Origin of the sequence: Tenacibaculum todarodis (genome assembly GCF_001889045.1) — a bacterium.
Taxonomy (GTDB): domain Bacteria; phylum Bacteroidota; class Bacteroidia; order Flavobacteriales; family Flavobacteriaceae; genus Polaribacter; species Polaribacter todarodis.
In genome coordinates, this window is sequence record NZ_CP018155.1 from 2,299,158 (window position 1) to 2,318,703 (window position 19,546).

At 32.2% G+C, this 19,546-nt stretch carries 19 protein-coding genes and 1 pseudogene; 9 read left to right on the forward strand and 11 right to left on the reverse strand.

Annotation, left to right across the window (positions count from 1 at the left end):
- Position 1: 1 nt before the first annotated feature.
- The 8 genes from LPB136_RS10520 to LPB136_RS10555 all read right to left on the reverse strand — a co-directional run bounded on the left by LPB136_RS10520 (position 2) and on the right by LPB136_RS10555 (position 7,549).
- Positions 2 to 763: an exodeoxyribonuclease III gene (locus tag LPB136_RS10520; RefSeq protein WP_072556286.1), complete on the reverse strand. Its 762-nt coding sequence runs from the start codon at positions 761 to 763 to the stop codon at positions 2 to 4.
- Entirely contained in the window at positions 764 to 988 is a 225-nt protein-coding gene (locus tag LPB136_RS14030) for a hypothetical protein (protein WP_072556287.1), read from the reverse strand.
- Position 989: 1 nt separating this feature from the next.
- Positions 990 to 1,646 carry a 3-oxoacid CoA-transferase subunit B gene (locus LPB136_RS10530; RefSeq protein WP_072556288.1) on the reverse strand — a complete coding sequence of 219 codons (657 nt, stop codon included), beginning with the start codon at positions 1,644 to 1,646 and terminating at the stop codon, positions 990 to 992.
- Between the two features lie 133 nt (positions 1,647 to 1,779).
- Complete coding sequence (locus tag LPB136_RS10535; protein WP_072556289.1) at positions 1,780 to 2,481, reverse strand: CoA transferase subunit A; 702 nt, start codon at positions 2,479 to 2,481, stop codon at positions 1,780 to 1,782.
- A gap of 47 nt (positions 2,482 to 2,528) precedes the next feature.
- Positions 2,529 to 4,838 carry a transglycosylase domain-containing protein gene (locus tag LPB136_RS10540; RefSeq protein ID WP_072556290.1) on the reverse strand — a complete coding sequence of 770 codons (2,310 nt, stop codon included), beginning with the start codon at positions 4,836 to 4,838 and terminating at the stop codon, positions 2,529 to 2,531.
- A gap of 1 nt (position 4,839) precedes the next feature.
- The gene (locus LPB136_RS10545) at positions 4,840 to 5,343 is read right to left on the reverse strand and encodes a gliding motility lipoprotein GldH (RefSeq protein WP_072556291.1); all 504 of its coding nucleotides are present in this window, start codon (positions 5,341 to 5,343) and stop codon (positions 4,840 to 4,842) included.
- A complete protein-coding gene (locus LPB136_RS10550) occupies positions 5,318 to 6,667 on the reverse strand; it encodes a PSP1 domain-containing protein (protein WP_072556292.1) in 1,350 nt (449 codons plus the stop codon). Before LPB136_RS10550 ends, LPB136_RS10545 begins: the two co-directional genes overlap by 26 nt.
- Before the next feature lie 273 nt (positions 6,668 to 6,940).
- Positions 6,941 to 7,549, reverse strand: a complete 609-nt coding sequence (locus LPB136_RS10555; protein WP_158009631.1) for a hypothetical protein — start codon at positions 7,547 to 7,549, stop codon at positions 6,941 to 6,943.
- Positions 7,550 to 7,660: 111 nt separating this feature from the next.
- Between LPB136_RS10555 and LPB136_RS10560 the strand changes: the two genes are divergently transcribed.
- The 6 genes and pseudogenes from LPB136_RS10560 to LPB136_RS10585 all read left to right on the forward strand — a co-directional run bounded on the left by LPB136_RS10560 (position 7,661) and on the right by LPB136_RS10585 (position 10,986).
- Entirely contained in the window at positions 7,661 to 8,224 is a 564-nt protein-coding gene (locus LPB136_RS10560; RefSeq protein ID WP_072556294.1) for a TetR/AcrR family transcriptional regulator, read from the forward strand.
- Positions 8,225 to 8,291: 67 nt separating this feature from the next.
- Entirely contained in the window at positions 8,292 to 8,855 is a 564-nt protein-coding gene (locus LPB136_RS10565; RefSeq protein WP_072556295.1) for a carboxymuconolactone decarboxylase family protein, read from the forward strand.
- A gap of 75 nt (positions 8,856 to 8,930) precedes the next feature.
- Complete coding sequence (locus LPB136_RS10570; protein ID WP_072556296.1) at positions 8,931 to 9,323, forward strand: DoxX family protein; 393 nt, start codon at positions 8,931 to 8,933, stop codon at positions 9,321 to 9,323.
- Positions 9,324 to 9,337: 14 nt separating this feature from the next.
- Positions 9,338 to 9,634, forward strand: a pseudogene (locus tag LPB136_RS10575) (EthD family reductase).
- A 2-nt stretch (positions 9,635 to 9,636) separates the two neighbouring features.
- Complete coding sequence (locus LPB136_RS10580) at positions 9,637 to 10,293, forward strand: DsbA family oxidoreductase (RefSeq protein ID WP_072556297.1); 657 nt, start codon at positions 9,637 to 9,639, stop codon at positions 10,291 to 10,293.
- A gap of 30 nt (positions 10,294 to 10,323) precedes the next feature.
- Positions 10,324 to 10,986, forward strand: coding sequence for a peroxiredoxin-like family protein (locus LPB136_RS10585; RefSeq protein ID WP_072556298.1), 663 nt, complete (start codon positions 10,324 to 10,326; stop codon positions 10,984 to 10,986).
- Positions 10,987 to 11,056: 70 nt separating this feature from the next.
- Here LPB136_RS10585 and trhO read toward each other — a convergent pair whose 3' ends face one another.
- The gene (trhO, locus tag LPB136_RS10590; RefSeq protein WP_072556299.1) at positions 11,057 to 12,088 is read right to left on the reverse strand and encodes an oxygen-dependent tRNA uridine(34) hydroxylase TrhO; all 1,032 of its coding nucleotides are present in this window, start codon (positions 12,086 to 12,088) and stop codon (positions 11,057 to 11,059) included.
- A 222-nt stretch (positions 12,089 to 12,310) separates the two neighbouring features.
- Between trhO and LPB136_RS10595 the strand changes: the two genes are divergently transcribed.
- Positions 12,311 to 13,300 (forward strand): aspartate-semialdehyde dehydrogenase, encoded by a 990-nt coding sequence (locus tag LPB136_RS10595; RefSeq protein ID WP_072556300.1) that lies wholly within the window; start codon positions 12,311 to 12,313, stop codon positions 13,298 to 13,300.
- 151 nt (positions 13,301 to 13,451) lie between these two features.
- Here LPB136_RS10595 and trxA read toward each other — a convergent pair whose 3' ends face one another.
- Entirely contained in the window at positions 13,452 to 13,811 is a 360-nt protein-coding gene (gene trxA, locus LPB136_RS10600) for a thioredoxin (RefSeq protein WP_072556971.1), read from the reverse strand.
- Positions 13,812 to 13,964: 153 nt separating this feature from the next.
- Between trxA and LPB136_RS10605 the strand changes: the two genes are divergently transcribed.
- On the forward strand, positions 13,965 to 16,121 hold the full coding sequence (locus tag LPB136_RS10605) for a prolyl oligopeptidase family serine peptidase (RefSeq protein WP_072556301.1): 2,157 nt from the start codon (positions 13,965 to 13,967) through the stop codon (positions 16,119 to 16,121).
- A 71-nt stretch (positions 16,122 to 16,192) separates the two neighbouring features.
- On the opposite strand, the gene LPB136_RS10610 is transcribed toward LPB136_RS10605, so the two are convergent.
- Positions 16,193 to 17,245, reverse strand: coding sequence for a flavin-containing monooxygenase (locus tag LPB136_RS10610; protein WP_072556302.1), 1,053 nt, complete (start codon positions 17,243 to 17,245; stop codon positions 16,193 to 16,195).
- A 223-nt stretch (positions 17,246 to 17,468) separates the two neighbouring features.
- Here LPB136_RS10610 and LPB136_RS10615 point away from each other — a divergent pair, with 223 nt between their 5' ends.
- Positions 17,469 to 19,541: a M13 family metallopeptidase gene (locus LPB136_RS10615; protein WP_072556303.1), complete on the forward strand. Its 2,073-nt coding sequence runs from the start codon at positions 17,469 to 17,471 to the stop codon at positions 19,539 to 19,541.
- Positions 19,542 to 19,546: the final 5 nt, after the last annotated feature.

The window sequence follows — 19,546 nt, forward strand, 5'->3', positions numbered from 1 at the left end:
TTTATAAATCGAGTTCTACGACAATTGGACAATGATCTGAATGTTTTGCTTCTGGTAAAATATAGGCTCTAGAAATGTTGTTTTGTAACGGTTCTGAAACCATTGCATAATCTAAACGCCAACCCTTATTATTTGCTCTAGAATTTGCTCTGTAACTCCACCAAGAATACTCTTGACTTTCTGGGTTTTTAAATCGGAAACTGTCTATAAATCCGTTGTTGATAAACTCGCCAATCCAAGTTCTTTCTTCTGGTAAAAAACCAGAAACACCTTTCATTTTTGGATTGTGAATATCAATTGCTTCATGGCAAATATTGTAATCTCCACAGATAACTAAATTCGGAATTTCTTTCTTCAAATTATTGATGTATTCTTGAAATTCATCCATATAATTGAACTTAAAATCCAAACGTTGGGCGTTTGTTCCTGACGGAAGATATAAGCTCATAACAGACACGTCATCAAAATCTACACGAAGATTTCTTCCTTCAAAATCCATCGACTCAATTCCTGTTCCATATTCAATATGGTTAGGTTTTTCTTTACAGAAAATAGCTACTGAAGAATAGCCTTTTTTTTCTGCTGAGAACCAATAATGATATGGATAACCCGCGCTTTCAAACAATTCTAAATCTAATTGTTCTTTATGTGCTTTAGTTTCTTGAATACAAATTATATCTGGATTTGCAGCTTGCAACCAATCTAAAAAGCCTTTTTTTAAGGCAGCTCTAATTCCGTTTACGTTGTATGATATTATTTTCATTTAGTTTAAAATGATTGGTTCTTTTAAAAAAAGCCACGTTAATTGCTTCTTTTCTCCTGATTGTGTTTGTATTTTTTTAACTCTTGGTGATAAAATTATACCAATTCCTGCAGCAATAATTGCTCTTGTAATTGTACTTTCTAAACCTAAAAACTTCATTCCAAAAAAGAGAGTTACAAATACAATTGGGTAAATTAGGAAGTAATATTTTTTTAGAAAATTCATCTTAAATACTCATTTCAGGAATTTCTCCGTTTACAATTAAAGTTCCTTCTGTTGCTGCTTCTATTTCTTGAACAGAAACTCCTGGAGCTCTTTCTAATAAGTGAAAAGCACCATTCTTTACTTCTAAAACTGCTAAATTAGTGACCACTTTTGTTACACAACCAACACCCGTTAGAGGTAAAGAACATTGTTTTAAAATCTTAGATTCTCCACGTTTGTTGGTGTGCATCATGGCAACAATAATGTTATCTGCAGAAGCAACTAAATCCATTGCGCCACCCATTCCTTTTACCATTTTTCCGGGTATTTTCCAGTTGGCAATATCTCCGTTTTGAGCAACTTCCATGGCACCTAAAACCGTTAATTGAACGTGTTTACCACGAATCATAGAAAAACTTGTAGCAGAATCAAAAATTGAACCACCGTCTAAAACCGTAACCGTTTGTTTTCCTGCGTTTATTAAATCGGCGTCTTCAGTTCCTTCAATAGGAAAAGGCCCCATTCCAAGTAATCCGTTTTCAGATTGAAATTCAACTTCAATTCCTTCAGGAATATAATTTGCTACCAATGTTGGTATTCCAATTCCTAAATTTACATACCATTTATCTTGTAATTCTTTTGCAATTCTTTGCGCTATTTCTTGTTTTGATAAAGCCATCTTTATTAATGTATCAATTTAAATAATTTAACAGTGTATCAATTTGCTTTGCGCGATTTGATACTTGTACTAAGAATTTTTACTTTTTCTGTATAGATTCCTGCCTACGCAGGAATGACAGACTCTAAATCAATTAATCTTTAGTACGAACCGTTCGTTGTTCTATTCTCTTTTCATACTTTTCTCCTTGAAAAATACGCTGTACAAATATTCCTGGAATATGTATTTGATTTGGATCTAAAGTTCCTGCTGGAACTAATTCTTCAACCTCTGCAACTGTAATTGTAGAGGCTCCACACATATTTGGATTAAAATTTCGCGCAGTTCCTTTAAAAATTAAGTTTCCTGCCGTGTCGCCTTTCCAAGCTTTTACAAACGAAAAATCTGATTTAAAAGCGGGTTCTAAAACATACATTTTTCCGTCGAACTCACGTGTTTCTTTTCCTTCAGCTACTTCTGTTCCGTAACCTGCAGGAGTATAAAATGCAGGAAAACCAGCTTGTGCGGCTCTACATTTTTCAGCTAAAGTTCCTTGGGGTGTTAATTCTACTTCTAACTCGCCCGATAACATTTGACGCTCAAACTCATCATTTTCTCCTACGTAAGAAGAAATCATTTTTTTTATTTGTTTTCCTTGTAGTAATAAGCCTAAACCAAAATCATCTACTCCAGCATTATTAGAAATACAAGTAACATCTCTAACATTTAATTTTACTAATTCTGCAATTGCGTTTTCTGGTATTCCGCAAAGACCAAAACCACCTAACATAAAAGTCATTCCGTCTTTTACACCGGTTAAGGCTTGTTGCACGTTACTTACTTTTTTATTTATCATTTGCTTAGTTATTTATGTTATTTAAAATTCCCGCGTAGCGGAAAAAACTAAAAATCTGTATCTTCTTCGTTCTTTTGGTCATTATTTTCTTCACCATCTTTTTCGTCTTTAGCTGTTTTACTACAATCTAAATTTATTGAAAGATTTTCTGGTTTAGAAAAATTGCTTTTGCTAATTTTTAATGTTTTATCAGCATAACATTTTTTCATAAATAGTGCCCAAGTTGGTAAAGACATTGTTGCTCCTTGCCCTTTTGTAATTCCGGCAAAATGAGTTGCTCTATCATCTCCACCAGTCCAAACACCTGTTGCTAAATTAGGTACAATTCCCATAAACCAACCATCAGATTGATTTTGCGTGGTACCAGTTTTACCTGCTATTGCATTTTTAAAATTATACGGAAATCCGGTAACTGCGTCTTTTCCTGATGTCCAATTAGAACGTAATCTTGCACCAGAACCCGATTGTGTTACACCTTCCATTAAATTTAAAATTGTGTACGCAGAGTCTTCACTTAAAACTTCTTTAGATTCTGGAACAAATTCCATTAAAACGGTTCCATTTTTGTCTTCAATCCTAGAAATCATCATTGGACTAACTCGTAAACCTTTATTTGCGAAGGTTGAATAGGCACTTACCATTTCTAATAAACCTAATTCTACCGCTCCTAAAGCTATAGAGGGATTTGCTTGTATTTCTGTTTCTATACCTGCAGATGCTGCTAAACGTGCTACATTAATTGGAGAAACTTTATCTATTAATCTTGCAGACATTGTATTTACAGAACCTGCTAAACCTTGTTTTAAAGTTAACATTTCTCCATATTTTGGACTTGAGTTTTCTGGTGTCCAATCTTCTGGAATTCCGTATTTTCCTTTTGGAATTGTGTATAATGTATTTGGAAATTGATCACAAGGAGACATGTTTAACTGATTAATTGCTGTTGCATACACAAAGGGTTTAAATGTAGAACCAACTTGTCTTTTTTGTTGTGCTACAGCATCATATTTAAAATACTTGTTATTGATACCGCCAACCCAAGCTTTTATATGACCTGTTTGTGGTTCTATTGAAACCAAACCAGAACGTAAAAAGTGTTTGTAATATTTAATAGAATCGTAAGGTGACATTATTGTGTCTATATCTCCTTTATGAGAAAAAACACGCATATCTGTTTTTGTAGTAAACGCTTTTTCTATATCTTTTGAAGATTTTCCTTGCGCTTTCATACGCTTATAACGATCTGAATTCTTTTTTTCTCTGTTTAAAATTTTTGTTATATCCGATTTTTCAATATCGTAAAAAGGCGCTGTTTTATTTCTCTTTTGTTCTTTAAAAAAGTGATCTTGAAGATTAGTCATGTGTTCTGCCACCGCTTCTTCAGCATATTTTTGCATTCTAGAATCAATAGTAACAAAGACCTTTAAACCATCTTTATAAATATTATAATTTGAGCCATCTGCTTTTGGATTATCTTTTGCCCATTTTTTAAGAAAATCTCTTAGGTGTTCTCTAAAATAAGTAGCAGATCCGTCACTATGACTTTCTGGAGTAAAATTTATTTTTAATGGTAGTTTTTGCAACGAGTCTTTTTCTTGTTCAGATAATAATCCATTTTTTTCCATTTGTCCAAAAACCACATTTCTACGACTTAACGATTTCTTTTTAGAGCGTTCTCTGTGTGGATTAAATTGTCTTGGATTTTTTAACATGGCAACTAAAATTGCCGATTCTTGTAAGTCTAATTCTTTAGGTTCTTTACCAAAATAAATACGAGATGCAGAACGAATACCAGTTGCATTAAATAAGAAACCTTGTGTGTTTAAATACATGGCAATAATTTCTTGCTTGGTATATTGACGCTCTAATTTTGTAGCTACAACCCATTCTTTCATCTTTTGAGAAATTCTTATAAAGATATTGCTAGAAGCTCTTCCAGTGAATAAGTTTTTAGCTAATTGTTGAGTAATTGTACTTGCACCTCCACCAGCACCTAATTTAGCAACGGCTCTTGCTAAACCTCTAAAATCGATACCAGAATGTTCATAAAAACGTTCATCTTCTGTAGCAACTAAAGCGTCTACTAAGTTTTGCGGTAAATCTTTGTATAAAATTGGTGTTCTATTTGCTTTTACATAGTACTTTCCTAATGTTTTTCCATCTGCAGAAATTACTTCCGTAGCTAAATCACTTTTCGGGTTTTCTAATTCTTCAAAACTTGGTAATTCACCAAAAACACCCCAAGAAGCTAATAAAAACAAGAAGCATATAAAAAGGAATCCGCCTAAAACAAGCATCCAAAACCATTTTATGTATTTTTTAAAGCTTGTTGTATCCGTTGTTGTTTTCTTTGTCATTTTACTGTTCAATTTTTTCAATTCTAAATCCTACATCTGTAATTCCTTCAAGCGGTGCTATACCTTCAGCATCACCATTTTTTCGCATTGCTTGCGCTATTGATAAACTATATTCTCCAGAAGAAGGAAATGTTATGCTTTCTTTGTAAAAAAGTTTATTTTCTTTTATTTCTGAAAAACCTTCGCCCAAAAACTTTCCTGTTACATCTGCCATTTCATACTCTAAAGTATCTACAATTTGCTCTCCAGAAGGTAACTTTAATTTTGTTACTAAGAATAAATTGCTAAATGGATAATCGTTATTGTTTCTTAGGTTGATAAATAAATTTCTACGTGCCAAAGTATCTTCAACAGAAAAATTGAAAACTAACGTACTATCAATTTCCCAAATTCCACTTGGTACAGAAAGATAGTTATCAAAAACTCTTTTGGAATCGCAAGAAACCAACAGTATTACAGCAAAAAGAACTGTAATTAGCTTATTCTTTTGGCTTGTCTTGACCATTTTTATTCCCTGTTTTTTTGCGTCGATTGTTATTTTTCCTACGAGGTTTTTGACCTGTAGCTTCTGCCTTTGGTTGTTGTTTCTTAGGTTGTTGCTTTTGAGGCTGCCTCTTTTGAGGCGGATTTTGCTTTGGCTTATTTTGATTATTATTTGCCTTAGCCGTAGCTGGTTTACGCTTGTTACGATTATTACGCCTCTTTTTATTATTACGCGATTTTTTTGGCGCATCAAAACGTGTTAAACTATCTTGACCAACAACATTTTCAAAATCTACTTTTGGTGTTACAGCTATATCAGATTCGTATTCTTCTAACGGTAGTCCTTTTTCCTTATTGTTGTTTAATGCTATAATTTCATTAACCTGTTCTAATGATAATTTATACCATTTAAAACTGTCATCTTTATAAGTGTACCAAAGCCAACTTCCAAAAATATCCATCTTTACAAAAACGGCATCTCCTTTTTCTGTTTTCAGTATTTTATCTTGCTTCGGAAAATGTTTTAATGCGTCTAAATACGTATCTAATTCAAAATTTAAACAGCATTTAAGTTTACCACATTGTCCTGATAATTTTAACGGATTTAACGATAATTGTTGGTAACGAGCTGCCGCTGTATTTACTTTTCTAAAATCTGTTAACCAAGTTGAACAACACAATTCTCTACCACAAGAACCAATACCGCCTAAACGTGCTGCTTCTTGGCGCATACCAACTTGTTTCATTTCTACACGAATAGAAAACGTACCTGCTAAATCTCTAATTAACTGCCTAAAATCTACACGTTCATCTGCTGTGTAATAGAATGTTGCTTTTTTACCGTCTCCTTGATATTCAACATCAGAAAGCTTCATTTTTAATTCTAAACGACTAATGATTTCTCTTCCTTTTCGTTGTGTTTCCAGCTCTTTATCTCTTGCTGTTTTCCAAATATCTAAATCTCTTTGAGAAGCTTTTCTGAAAATTTTCTTAACGTCTTCGCTGTCTGCTTTAACATTACGTTTTTTCATTTGCACTTTTACCAACTCACCACCAAGAGAAATAACTCCAATATCATGTCCTGGAGAACCTTCTGTTGCAACAACATCTCCCATTGAGAGGGTTAAGTTTTCTGTGTTCTTAAAAAAGTGTTTTCTTCCGTTTTTAAAACGGACTTCATAAATATTAAAAGGAGCTTCGCCAGTTGGCAAAGTCATGTTAGATAACCAATCAAAAACAGCTAATTTACTTCCGCTTCCGCAAGCACCACCTGTTCCGCAATTACCATTACTTTTACATCCTTTTGGTACACCGTTTTCGGTTGTACCACAATTTCCACACGCCATGTATCTATATATTTTGAGGTCTTTGGTTTTCTTCCGAAGAAAAAATAAAAACTCTTTGTATTAATTATTTGATTTTTAGAATACTACAAAAAAAGTGCAGTTTTTCTTTAATCAGTAAATATACGCATTCTCAAACAATGAAAAAATAGGTTTAAAAAGTTCTTCTGGTTTCTTTCAATTTTTATTATAAATCAAAGGTAATCAGTAAGTTTTTAAGGAGTTGTATTCTTTTAGAATTTGAAGGCATTTATTTAGAATTCGTAGAAAATCTTCTTAAAACTGAAATCCAAAACTTATACCATAACCTCTTGCGGTTAAACTCCCTGGGTTTTCATTTAAATCTAACAACGGTTTCTTAAAATCGTAATAATTATAATCCCAAAAAATATTCATTGTTAAGGTATAATTTGGGTCTTTATCAATTGGAAATTGGAGTCCTAACCTAAGATTTGCCATTGCGGAGTTTATTTTTTCTGAAACAGCAATATTTTTTGCAAGCAAAGCATACATGTTTGCATTTTCATAATCTTGAAAATAATAACGAAACATTCCACCAAGTTTAACGGCAGAAATTGATTGTTGAGATTGATATTGAAAACCACCAACAGCTCCTAAAGTAAACTTCTTAAATAGCGGATAATTTATGGTATATAAAGCACCGAAAGAAAGTTTATTGTCAAGCTCACTTTGTTTATATTTAATTTCAGAAGGTAAAATAAGTTCTAATTCTGCGGTTTGAATCCATTGTTTTTCGAGCGCATAATTTGTAGATTTTGAGTCTTTATCTACTTGTTTACCTGTGTTTATTCCGTCGGAAACAGTAAATTGAGCAAATGTTGAAATTGAAATCAGTAAAGCGAATACTAATGTAGTTTTTTTCATAAAGTAGTTTTTTGGTTTCAAGTTACTCCACAATTTTTATTCCAAAAAAAAAGAGTTAAACATTTTTTTAATACTAAACGATTGTTTAGTTTTGCATCGTATTTAGATTTAATGGCTAGAAAAAAACAATATAACGAAGACGAAGTAGTAGAAAAAGCAATGCACCTTTTTTGGAAAAATGGTTATGAAGCTACTTCTATGCAAATGCTTGAAAAAGAAATGGGCATAAATAAGTTTTCTATTTATGCTAGTTTTGGTAATAAACATGGTTTGTTTTTAGAAAGTTTAAAACAATATAAATCTAGAGGTCTTGGTGTTTTAGAAAAATTTAGAAAAGGTACTAATGGAGTTGCTGACATTAAACAATTCTTTTATGATTCTGTAAGTTCAAATTTTAAAAGCGACAACATAAAAGGTTGTTTTGTTACAAACACATACAATGAGTTTTCTGAAAAAGAAGATGAATGCATTGCTAATCAAATGAATAGTTTTATGGACAATTTAAAAACCATAATTATTGAAAAACTAGAAATGGACGCTTCTAAAAACGAAGAAACGATAACAAAACAAGCTAATTATTTATTATTAGCAAAGCATGGTTTAGCTGCTGCCGCAAGAGTAAATACAAAAAAAGAAATTGAAGATTACATAGAAATGGTCTTCAAAAATTTATAAACATTTTTTTTACACAATAACTAAACGAACGTTTAGAAATATTAACAGAATAATAAAAACAAGAATTATGACAACTTTAAAAATTCACAACATTGAAACTGCTCCTGAAGGAAGCAAAGCATTATTAGAAAACTCTCAAAAAGCATACGGAATGATTCCTGGTTTACACGGTGTTTTAGCAAGTTCACCTCAAATATTAAAAGCATATCAAACAATACACGAGTTATTCACGCAATCTTCATTTGATGAGGAAGAATTAACGGTAGTTTGGCAAACAATTAATGTTGAACATGCTTGTCACTACTGTGTTCCTGCACATACAGGAATTGCACATATGATGAAAGTAGATGCAGGTATTACAGAGGCTTTACGTAATGAAACTCCTTTAGAAAACGCTAAACTTGAAGCTTTACGCACAATGACATTATCTATTGTTAGAAATCGTGGTAATGTTTCTCAGGCAGATTTAGATGCTTTTTACGCAGCTGGATACGAAGAAAAACACGTTTTAGATATCATTTTGGGATTATCTCAAAAAACAATTAGTAACTACACAAACCACATTGCAAATACACCTGTAGACGAAGCTTTTCAAAAATTTGCTTGGTCAAAAGAAAATACAGCATCTTAAAATCTAAAATGAATTTAGATTATCAATCATAAACCTTCCAATAGTAATGGAGGGTTTATTAAACCAACTAAAAAAATGCATAAAGTAAAAATTTTAAAAATAACCAGTAATTTAATAGCAGCATTGCTTATGCTTTTATTTGCAATACCAAAACTTTTAGGAGTAGAAAAAAGTGTAAAAGGATTTGAGCAATTTAAATCTTTAGTGCCTTTAGATCCAAATATGTTTAGAATATTTACGGGAATAGTTGAGCTTTTAATTGCGCTACTTCTTATATTTTACACCATTAATAACAAGAAAAATATAGGAAAAATTGCTTACTTTTTATTATTATCAACAATGATTGGTGGTTTAACAATGGAGTTTTTTGCTAGACAAAAACCAGATTATTTACTTGTAATAATAGCAATAATCCTTTCTACTCTTTCTATATTCAAATTAAAAACTTTAGTGAAAAATAAATCATGATAAAAGTATCCGTAATGTATCCTAACAGTAAAGATGTACAGTTTGATGCAGATTATTATAAAAACACGCACTTACCAATGGTATCAAAATTAGTTGGTAGTGCATTAAAAAGTTTAGAATTAGACCTAGGAATTGCTAGCAGAGTTCCAGGGTAACTTGCTCCTTACGTAGCTATTGCACATTTAAAATTTGATAGTGTAGAAGCTTTTCAACAATCTTTTGGACCTCATGCAGAAACCTTTGCTGCTGATGTAAAAAACTATAGTAATGTACAAGGCGTACTTCAAATTAGTGAACTAATAACATTTTAATAATGGCAAATAAATTAAAAATAGATATCGTTTCAGACGTTGTGTGTCCTTGGTGTACCATTGGCTACAAACGTTTAGAAAAAGCAATACAAGAATTGGGTATCGTAGATAAAATTGACATTGAATGGCAACCGTTTGAGTTGAACCCAAATATGCCAGCCGAAGGTCAAAATGTAAACGAGCATATTACAGAAAAATACGGTTCTACTAAAGAGCAGCAAAATGAATCTAAGCGCAATATGACAGAAATTGGTACAGAATTAGGTTTTAAATTCGATTATTTTGACGAGATGCGCATGGTAAACACCTTTGATGCGCATGTTTTATTAGAATACGCTAAAAATTTTGGCAAACAAACCGAATTAAAAATGACTTTAACTAAAGCCTTTTTTAGCGATAGAAAAGACGTGTCTAAAAAAGACATTTTAAAAGAAGCCCTTTTAGGAGTTGGTTTAAATGCAGATGAAGCATTGGCAAAATTAGATAACGATGAAACGCGATTGGAAGTAAGAAATAAACAAAACTATTGGAAAAACATGGGTGTAAACTCTGTACCAACTATTGTTTTTAATCGTAAAAGTGCAGTAACAGGAGCACAACCTGTAGATACTTTTAAACAAGTATTAACAGAGTTAATTGCTGAACAACAAGCCGTTTAGTTTTATAATTTTTCAAAAGAAAAGAAAGATATGAGTTCAAATAATAAAGGAGAATTAGATGTATTGTTAGATGAAGTTCGAAAAGCAGGAGCAGCAAAATTCACAGACGAAAAGAAACAAATATATGCAGATGGAATTTCTAGTGTAGCAAACTCTGGAGTTTTAGAGTCGGCTTTAAAAGTTGGTGACAAAGCGCACAATTTCACTTTAAAAAATGCTTTAAATGAGTCCGTTACTTTATATGACGAGTTAAAAAACGGACCTGTAGTTTTAACTTGGTACAGAGGTGGTTGGTGTCCATATTGCAACATTACATTACACGCCTTACAAGAAAAATTACCTGAATTTAAACAAGAAGGAGCTACGCTTTTGGCTTTAACTCCAGAATTACCAGATAACTCGTTAAGTACTTCAGAAAAAAACAACCTTGAATTTATCGTTTTAAGTGATTTAGGAAACACTATTGGTAAAAAATATGGTGTCGTTTATTCTTTAACCGATGATGTTGCTACTATTTACAATGCTGGTTTTGGGCTAAACAATGTAAATGGTGATACTAGTAATGAGTTGCCTTTAGCTGCAACGTATGTTATTGATATAAATGGAATTATTAAATATGCTTTTTTAGATGCAGATTATACTAAAAGAGCTGAACCTAAGGAAGTGTTATCAATATTGAAAAAAATTAAATAAAAAAAAGCTCACAAATTGTGAGCTTTTTTTTATTTATAATTTGAGGTTCTAAAACAAATTTAGAACGTTTTTACTTCTTAAATTTCAAAACTTCGCTTCGTCCTTTTTTGAATATTTTATTGCTGTTTCCTTTTCCTTTTCGGAGTTCTTTTTGGGCCTCAAAAGATAGCTGAATTATTTCTTGACAATCTGTAGAACAGGTGTTTTCCATAGCTTCTGAACATTCGTCACATTGAATAAATAATAAATGACACGCTTCGTTTGCACAGTTTGTATGCTCATCACAAGCTTTACCACATTGGTGACAATTAGAAATAACATCGTCTGTAATACGTTCTGCTCTTCGGTGATCAAAAACAAAGTTTTTACCAATAAATTTATTTTCTAATCCGTCTTCTTTTACTTGTCGTGTATATTCTATAATTCCGCCTTCCAATTGAAAAACGTTTTTAAAACCTTTGTGTTTATAATATGCTGAAGCTTTTTCGCAACGAATTCCGCCTGTACAATACATCAATAAATTTTTATCTTCTTTATTGTCTTTTAAATCTTCTTCAATAATATCTAAAGAATCTCTAAACGTATCTACGTCTGGAGTTACTGCACCATCAAAATGACCAATTTCACTTTCGTAATGGTTACGCATATCTACACAAACCGTGTTTGGATTTGCCAACATTTCGTTGAATTCCGCAGCATTTAAATGAACTCCTTTTGCGGTTACATCAAAAGTATCATCATTTAAACCATCGGCAACAATTTTATTACGCACTTTTACCTTCAACTTTAAAAACGATTTGTTGTCTTGCTCTACGGCAACATTCAATCGGATATCTTTCAAAAAAGAAATACTATCTAATTGTTCTTTTAACGCTAGGAAATTTTCAGAAGGAACAGAAAGTTGAGCATTTATTCCTTCAAAAGAAACATAAATTCTTCCTAAAACATCTAAAGCATTCCATTCTAGGAACAACTTATCTCTTAATAATTGTGGATTTTCTATCTTGTAATATTGATAGAATGAAATGGTAAGACGGTCTTTACCCGCTTGGTCTATTAATTCAGCACGTTCTATTGCGCTTAACTTGTTGTACAGTTGCATGCTATACTTTTTAAAGTTATACAAAAATGTTGCGATTTATCTAAAAATCACTGCAAATATACTGCTTTTTTGAATTTTGATGTTTAAAATTACACTTTTACAGCAAATTTGATATTTCTTACACTTTAACTGAAATTTTCAATAAAATAGAATGAAATTAATTCATTTTTTTTAAACCTTTGCGTAGTCTTAGTAAATAATTTATTTATCAAAAAAATAAGTATGAGAGTAGCTGTAGTAGGAGCAACAGGAATGGTAGGAACCGTAATGTTACAAGTTTTAGAAGAACGTAATTTACCAATAACAGAATTAATTCCGGTTGCATCGGCAAGATCTGCTGGTAAAAAATTAGCATATAAAGGAAACGATTATACCGTTGTAACTTTAGAAGATGCTGTAAAAATGAAACCAGATGTAGCATTATTTTCTGCAGGTGGAGATACTTCTTTAGAATGGGCACCAAAATTTGCTGAAGTTGGTACAACTGTTATCGATAATTCTTCTGCTTGGAGAATGGATCCGACAAAAAAGTTAGTAGTCCCAGAAATTAATGGAGATGTTTTAACTGCTGAAGATAAAATTATTGCAAATCCAAACTGTTCTACAATTCAGTTAGTAATGGCTTTATCTCCTTTACATGATAAATATAAAATGAAACGTTTGGTAATTTCTACCTATCAATCGGTTTCCGGAACTGGTGTAAAAGCTGTAAAACAATTAGATAACGAAGAAGCTGGTATTGATGGCGAAATGGCGTATCCGCATAAAATTGGAAGAAATGCTTTACCTCATTGTGATATTTTCTTAGAAAACGGATATACAAAAGAAGAAATGAAATTGGTTAAAGAACCTAAGAAAATTTTACGTGACGATTCTTTTTCTGTAACTGCAACTGCGGTTAGAATACCAACTGCTGGTGGACATTCTGAAGCGGTAAATGTGCAGTTTGAAAATGATTTTGATGTAGCTGAAGTTCGTCAACTTTTAAATGATTTCCCAGGAGTTGTTGTTCAGGATGATTTAGCAAATAATGTATATCCAATGCCAATAAACGCTCATGATAAAGATGAAGTTTTTGTGGGAAGAATTAGAAGAGATGAGTCTCAAGAAAACACCTTAAACTTATGGATTGTTTCTGACAATCTTAGAAAAGGTGCAGCAACAAATACAGTACAAATTGCAGAATATTTAGTTGCAAATAATTTGATATAATTACTTTCAGGTAAATTTTTATAAAACAAAAATCCCGAGATAATGTCTCGGGATTTTTTCGTTTTATAATTTTGATTTATTCCTTAGCTTTAATACCAAAATATTTATTAGAAGCTGAAACAAGTTCAGCTTGACAAAAAAATGATTTGTTTTATTTTGTCACTTTTAAAACATCGGCAATAATTCGCTCCAATTCTGGTTTTGGTAACGCACCATTTGCCATTTGAGGTTCACCTTCCATTGGGCAAAATAACATTGATGGAATACTTCTAATTCCAAATGCAGCAGCCAATTCTTGTTCTGCTTCAGTATCTATTTTATAAATGTGTATTTTATCTCCGTATTCTTCAGAAAGCACTTCTAAAACTGGCGCTAATGCTTTACATGGTCCACACCAATCTGCATAAAAATCGATTAAGACTGGTTTGTCTCCTTCAAATTTCCATGTTTTATTTTCTTCGTAATTAAATACTTTTTCTAAAAAAGTAGCTTTTGTTAAATTTTCTGTCATTTTTTTAAATTTAAGTGTTTCCAAATTAGTAGAAACATTTTCACAAAAATAGTCGTTTTATTTAGGAAACATTACATAGTGTTAAATTCCTCTTAAAATATAGGGTTTTAAGGCTTTTTCAACTAACTTTGAACAATCACTAATTCAATCAAAATGAAGAAATTAATCATTCCAATCTTATGTGCAAGTGCAATTTTTATCTCTTGTAAAGAAGAAATTAAACAAAGAAATATAGAAGTGAATTACCCAGAAACTGCCAAAAAAGCTGTTGTAGATACATTATTCGGAACAGCGGTTACAGACAATTACCGTTGGTTAGAAGACGATAGAAGTAAAGAAACAGAAGAATGGGTAAAAGCTGAGAACGAAGTTACTTTCGATTATTTAAGCAAGATTCCATACAGAGAACAACTTAAAAACCGTTTGTCTGAATTATGGAATTACGAAAAAGTTGGAACGCCATTTAAAGAAGGAGGTTACACCTACTTTTATAAAAATGATGGTTTACAAAATCAATATGTAGTTTACAGACAAAAAGATGGTGGAGAACCAGAAGTGTTTTTAGATCCAAACAAATTTTCTGAAGACGGAACAACTTCTTTAAGTTCGTTAAGTTTTTCTAAAGACGGAAAAACCGCTGCGTATGCAATTTCTGAAGGTGGTTCTGATTGGCGTAAAATTATAGTTTTAGATGCTGAATCTAAAACCATAAAAGAAGATACGTTAGTTGATGTTAAATTCTCAGGAATTTCTTGGTACAAAAACGAAGGTTTTTATTACTCAAGTTACGACAAACCTAAAGGAAGCGAGTTATCTGCAAAAACAGATCAACACAAATTATACTATCATAAATTAGGGACATTACAAAAAAACGATCCTGTTATTTTTGGAGCTATTCCATCAGAAAAACATAGATATGTTGGTGGTGGCGTTTCAGAAGACAATAACTTTCTTATTATTACAGCAAGTGTTTCAACTTCAGGAAATAAGTTATTCTTTAAAGATCTTAGAAAACCAAATAGCCCGTTAGTAACTGTTTTAGACCATACTAATAGCGATACATATCCAATTGATATTATTGGTAATAAAGTATATTTAGTAACCAACTTAGATGCTCCTAATAAAAAAGTTGTAACAGTAGATATTACAAATCCAACTCCAGAAAATTGGAAAGATTTTATTCCTGAAACAGAAAATGTTTTAAGTTTAAATTCTGGTGCTGGTTATTTCTTTGCAGAATATATGGTTAATGCAGTTTCTAAAGTGTTACAATATGATTATGACGGGAAATTAGTAAGAGAAGTAAAATTACCTGGAGTTGGTTCTTCTGGTGGTTTTGGAGGAAAAAAAGAAGCAAAAGAATTGTATTTTTCTTTTACAAACTACAATACCCCAAACTCATCTTATAAATTTAATCCAAAAGACGGAACGTATGAATCTTACTGGAAACCTTCAATAGATTTTAATTCTGATGATTATGAAAGCAACCAAGTTTTTTATACATCAAAAGACGGAACAAAAGTTCCAATGATTATTACACATAAAAAAGGAATTGAGTTAAACGGAAAAAACCCAACTATTTTATATGGTTATGGAGGTTTCAATGTTAGCTTAACACCAAGTTTTAGCATTGCAAATTCAGTTTGGATGGAACAAGGCGGAGTTTACGCTGTACCAAACTTACGTGGTGGTGGAGAATATGGTAAAAAATGGCACGATGCAGGTACACAAATGAAGAAACAAAATGTTTTTGATGATTTTATTGCTGCTGCAGAATATTTAATTGCTGAAAACTATACTTCATCAGATTATTTAGCTGTTCGTGGAGGTTCTAACGGAGGTTTATTAGTTGGAGCAACAATGACACAAAGGCCAGACTTAATGAAAGTTGCTTTACCAGCCGTTGGAGTTTTAGATATGTTACGTTACCACACATTTACTGCAGGAGCAGGTTGGGCGTACGATTACGGAACAGCAGAACAAAGCAAAGAAATGTTTGAATATTTAAAAGGATATTCGCCAGTACATAATGTAAAAGAAGGTGTTTCGTATCCTGCAACAATGGTAACAACGGGAGATCATGATGATAGAGTTGTACCAGCGCATAGTTTTAAATTTGCTGCAGAATTGCAAGACAAACAGACAGGAGATAATCCTACATTAATAAGAATTGAAACCAATGCTGGTCATGGAGCTGGAACTCCAGTTGCAAAAACCATTGAGCAGTATTCAGATATATTCGGATTTACATTATTTAATATGGGATTTGACCAATTACCAAATCCGCCGAAGGCTAAAATTAAATCTTAATTTTTACCACTTAGAATAAACAAGAAAGCCAGCTAATTTATAGCTGGCTTTTTTTATTTGTAAGAATCTAATTACTTCTTTTCTGCTTTTTTAAAAATATACTTCTTCAAATATTTGGCATCTTTTTTAACTCCGCCTAAAGTTGCAGAACCTCTTGTGTACAACCACGGAAGTCCTAAAAAGTACAATCCGTCAAGGTTTTCGCTTACGCCTCTGTAATTTTTTGGATAGTAGCTTTCATCTAATTCAATACCTTCAATCCAATTAAAATTTGGTTTAAAGCCTGTTGCCCAAACAATATTTTTAATATCGTTTACTTTTTGCTTTTCAAAAATTATGGTTTGTTCATTTGCATCTAATGTTCTACCAACGCAGGTAACATTTTTCTTTTTAAACAACGTTTTTACATCCGTTCCAATAACGGGTTGTCCACTTTTACTTAGTTTTTTACCAATCCAAGAATATTTATTAGCAGTTAAAAAACCAACTTTACTAAACCACCACCACAACGTTTTTCCTAATATTTCCTGCGGAAGTGAAGTAATATTAGTGTTTCCAGAAAAGTAAACAGGTTTGTTAGTTTTAGAAACTTCTTCTAAAATCTGAACTCCAGAATCTCCTGCACCAACAACTAAAGTTGCTCCTTCTTGCAATTGATTTGGACTTTTATAATGCTCACTATGTATTTGAAAAATATCTTTTGAAATCTTTGTGTGACAACTTGGAGTAAATGGTTTATGAAAAGGACCTGTTGCAATAATTACATTTTTTGCTTCAAAATTTTGGGTTTCACTTTTTAATGTAAAAACACCATTCTCTTTTTTAAGTGCTATTATTTTCTGATTAAATTCAATTGGAATATTAAACTTAGCAACATACTTTTTTAAATAAGTAGCAACTTCAAACTTGTTTGCATAATGTCCTTTTTTATGAGGAAATTTAAATCCGGGTAAACTATTAAACTCAGAAGGTGTAAATAGTTTTAAAGAATCCCATCTTTTTAACCAAGGAGCCCCAATTTCAGCATTCGCATCAACTATTACATAATTTTCCTTGTGTTTATTAAGGTAATAAGCAATTGCTAAACCAGATTGACCAGCTCCTATAATTATGTAATCTTTCATATAAATTAATTCTACTACAAAACTACGCTATTTAAAAGACCTTCACTTATATTCTGAAATTAGTTCATAAAACCATTATAAATCAATGTTTTTTATTAATTCCTTATCTTTGAAAAACTATGTTTTTAACATCATCCTTTTAAAAGTTAAAGTTTTAGCGTTAAAAACTGTAACATATTAAAATTTAAGACACTAATACTTAAATCAATCTAAATTAAACACAATGAAAATAATTAAAAAAGCACTTTTTGTTTCTGCAATTGCAGCAGGAATGATTGCTTGTAAATCAGATCAATCCGAAGAAAAATCGGCAGGTATTATCCTTGAAAACATGGATACTTCTGTAAAACCAACAGATGATTTCTTTAGATATGTAAACGGAACTTGGTTAGACAAAACTGAAATTCCAGCAGACAGAACTTCTTGGGGAGGTTTTGGAGAATTACGTAAAAAAACCGATGCTGATGTTTTGGACATTTTAAACGAAGCAATTGAACAAAGAGATTTTCCGAAGGTAAAAGATGCAAACGGAAATGAAATAGATTCAGATCAAGAAAAAGCAGTAAACTATTATGAAACTATAATGGATACTGTTGCAAGAAACGAGCAAGGTATTGAGCCAATAAAGCCGTTTTTAGCTAAAATTGATGAAATTAAAACAAAGAAAGATGTTGAAACATACATAACAAACATGGCGCCTTACGGTGGTGGAGGTTTTTACGGTTTTGGTGTTTATAACGATTTAAAAAACAGTAGCCAATATGCAGGTTATATGGGTGCTGGCGGTTTAGGTTTGTCTCGTGATTATTACGTAGATGCTAAAGTAGCAGACAAATTAGCTAAATATCAAGAGTTTGTAGCTAAGATGTTCGTAACTTTTGGAGATGATGAAGCTACTGCTAAAAAGAACGCAGCAACAATTGTTGCTTTCGAAAAAAGCTTAGCAGAACCTCAGATGACAAAAGAAGAGCGTAGAGATACTCGTAAAATGTACAACCCAATGTCGGTTGCAGAGTTGTCTAAATTATCTCCTGGTATTGATTGGGATGCGCACTTAAAAGGAATTGGTGTTACAGATTTAGACAAAATAATTGTTACAGATTTAGGATACTTTAAAGCCTTAAGCGGTGTTTTAGCTTCTCGTTCTGTAGAAGATATTAAATTATTATTACGTTGGAACACAATTAACGGTTCTTTAGGTGTATTATCTACCGATTTAGAAACTGCAAACTGGGAGTTTTACAGCAAAGAAATGCGTGGAGCAAAACAACAACGTCCAAGAGACGAGCGTGCTTTAGGAAACCTAAACGGTGCCGTTGGTGAAGCTTTAGGTAAATTATACGTTGACAAAATGTTTCCGCCAGAGGCGAAAAAGAAAGCTGAAGAAATGATTGATAATGTAATGTTAGGTTTCGAAAAGCGTATTGCTGGTTTAGAGTGGATGAGTGAAGAAACGAAAACAAAAGCATTAGAAAAATTACACAAATTAACAGTTAAAATTGCCTATCCAGATGTTTGGAAAGACTATGCAGCTTTACAAGTTAAAGGATTAGAAAAAGGTGGTACTTATTTCGAAAACGCTAAAAACGTTACCAAGTGGAACTACAACAAAAACATGGCTAAATTAGGTAAGCCAGTTGATAGAACAGAATGGGGAATGTCTCCACAAACTGTAAACGCTTACTTTAATCCCGTAAATAACGAAATTGTATTTCCAGCAGCAATTTTACAACCTCCATTTTATGATTATAAAGCAGACGAAGCTGTAAATTATGGTGGAATTGGAGCAGTAATTGGACACGAAATTTCGCATAGTTTTGATGATTCTGGAGCGCGTTTTGACGGAGACGGAAACCTTAAAAACTGGTGGACAGATCAAGATTCTGAAAAGTTTGCAGTAATTGGTAAACAATTAGTAAAACAATACAGCGATATTGTTGCAATAGACAGCATGCACTTAAATGGTGAGTTCACTTTAGGAGAAAATATTGGAGATTTAGGTGGTGTACAAGCTGCTTATGAAGGTTTACAAATTTTCTTAGAAAAAGAAGGAAGACCAGCAAATATAGATGGTTATACTCCAGAACAACGTTTCTTCCTTTCTTGGGGAACTATCTGGAGAACTAAAATGCGTGATGAAGCTCTTAAGAATTTAATTATGACAAACACACACGCGCCAGGACAATACAGAGCTTATATGCCGCTAAAAAACGTAGATGCTTTCTATGAAGCTTTCGGTGTTAAAGAAGGTGATAAAATGTACATAAAACCAGAAGAAAGAGTTAGAATCTGGTAGACACG

Excerpts from the sequence above, each read along its gene's own strand:
- LPB136_RS10520 (WP_072556286.1), bottom strand. The coding sequence starts at position 763 with ATGAAAATAATATCATACAACGTAAACGGAATTAGAGCTGCCTTAAAA.
- LPB136_RS14030 (WP_072556287.1), bottom strand. The coding sequence starts at position 988 with ATGAATTTTCTAAAAAAATATTACTTCCTAATTTACCCAATTGTATTT.
- LPB136_RS10530 (WP_072556288.1), bottom strand. The coding sequence starts at position 1,646 with ATGGCTTTATCAAAACAAGAAATAGCGCAAAGAATTGCAAAAGAATTA.
- LPB136_RS10535 (WP_072556289.1), bottom strand. The coding sequence starts at position 2,481 with ATGATAAATAAAAAAGTAAGTAACGTGCAACAAGCCTTAACCGGTGTA.
- LPB136_RS10540 (WP_072556290.1), bottom strand. The coding sequence starts at position 4,838 with ATGACAAAGAAAACAACAACGGATACAACAAGCTTTAAAAAATACATA.
- LPB136_RS10545 (WP_072556291.1), bottom strand. The coding sequence starts at position 5,343 with ATGGTCAAGACAAGCCAAAAGAATAAGCTAATTACAGTTCTTTTTGCT.
- LPB136_RS10550 (WP_072556292.1), bottom strand. The coding sequence starts at position 6,667 with ATGGCGTGTGGAAATTGTGGTACAACCGAAAACGGTGTACCAAAAGGA.
- LPB136_RS10555 (WP_158009631.1), bottom strand. The coding sequence starts at position 7,549 with ATGAAAAAAACTACATTAGTATTCGCTTTACTGATTTCAATTTCAACA.
- LPB136_RS10560 (WP_072556294.1), top strand. The coding sequence starts at position 7,661 with ATGGCTAGAAAAAAACAATATAACGAAGACGAAGTAGTAGAAAAAGCA.
- LPB136_RS10565 (WP_072556295.1), top strand. The coding sequence starts at position 8,292 with ATGACAACTTTAAAAATTCACAACATTGAAACTGCTCCTGAAGGAAGC.
- LPB136_RS10570 (WP_072556296.1), top strand. The coding sequence starts at position 8,931 with ATGCATAAAGTAAAAATTTTAAAAATAACCAGTAATTTAATAGCAGCA.
- LPB136_RS10580 (WP_072556297.1), top strand. The coding sequence starts at position 9,637 with ATGGCAAATAAATTAAAAATAGATATCGTTTCAGACGTTGTGTGTCCT.
- LPB136_RS10585 (WP_072556298.1), top strand. The coding sequence starts at position 10,324 with ATGAGTTCAAATAATAAAGGAGAATTAGATGTATTGTTAGATGAAGTT.
- trhO (WP_072556299.1), bottom strand. The coding sequence starts at position 12,088 with ATGCAACTGTACAACAAGTTAAGCGCAATAGAACGTGCTGAATTAATA.
- LPB136_RS10595 (WP_072556300.1), top strand. The coding sequence starts at position 12,311 with ATGAGAGTAGCTGTAGTAGGAGCAACAGGAATGGTAGGAACCGTAATG.
- trxA (WP_072556971.1), bottom strand. The coding sequence starts at position 13,811 with ATGACAGAAAATTTAACAAAAGCTACTTTTTTAGAAAAAGTATTTAAT.
- LPB136_RS10605 (WP_072556301.1), top strand. The coding sequence starts at position 13,965 with ATGAAGAAATTAATCATTCCAATCTTATGTGCAAGTGCAATTTTTATC.
- LPB136_RS10610 (WP_072556302.1), bottom strand. The coding sequence starts at position 17,245 with ATGAAAGATTACATAATTATAGGAGCTGGTCAATCTGGTTTAGCAATT.
- LPB136_RS10615 (WP_072556303.1), top strand. The coding sequence starts at position 17,469 with ATGAAAATAATTAAAAAAGCACTTTTTGTTTCTGCAATTGCAGCAGGA.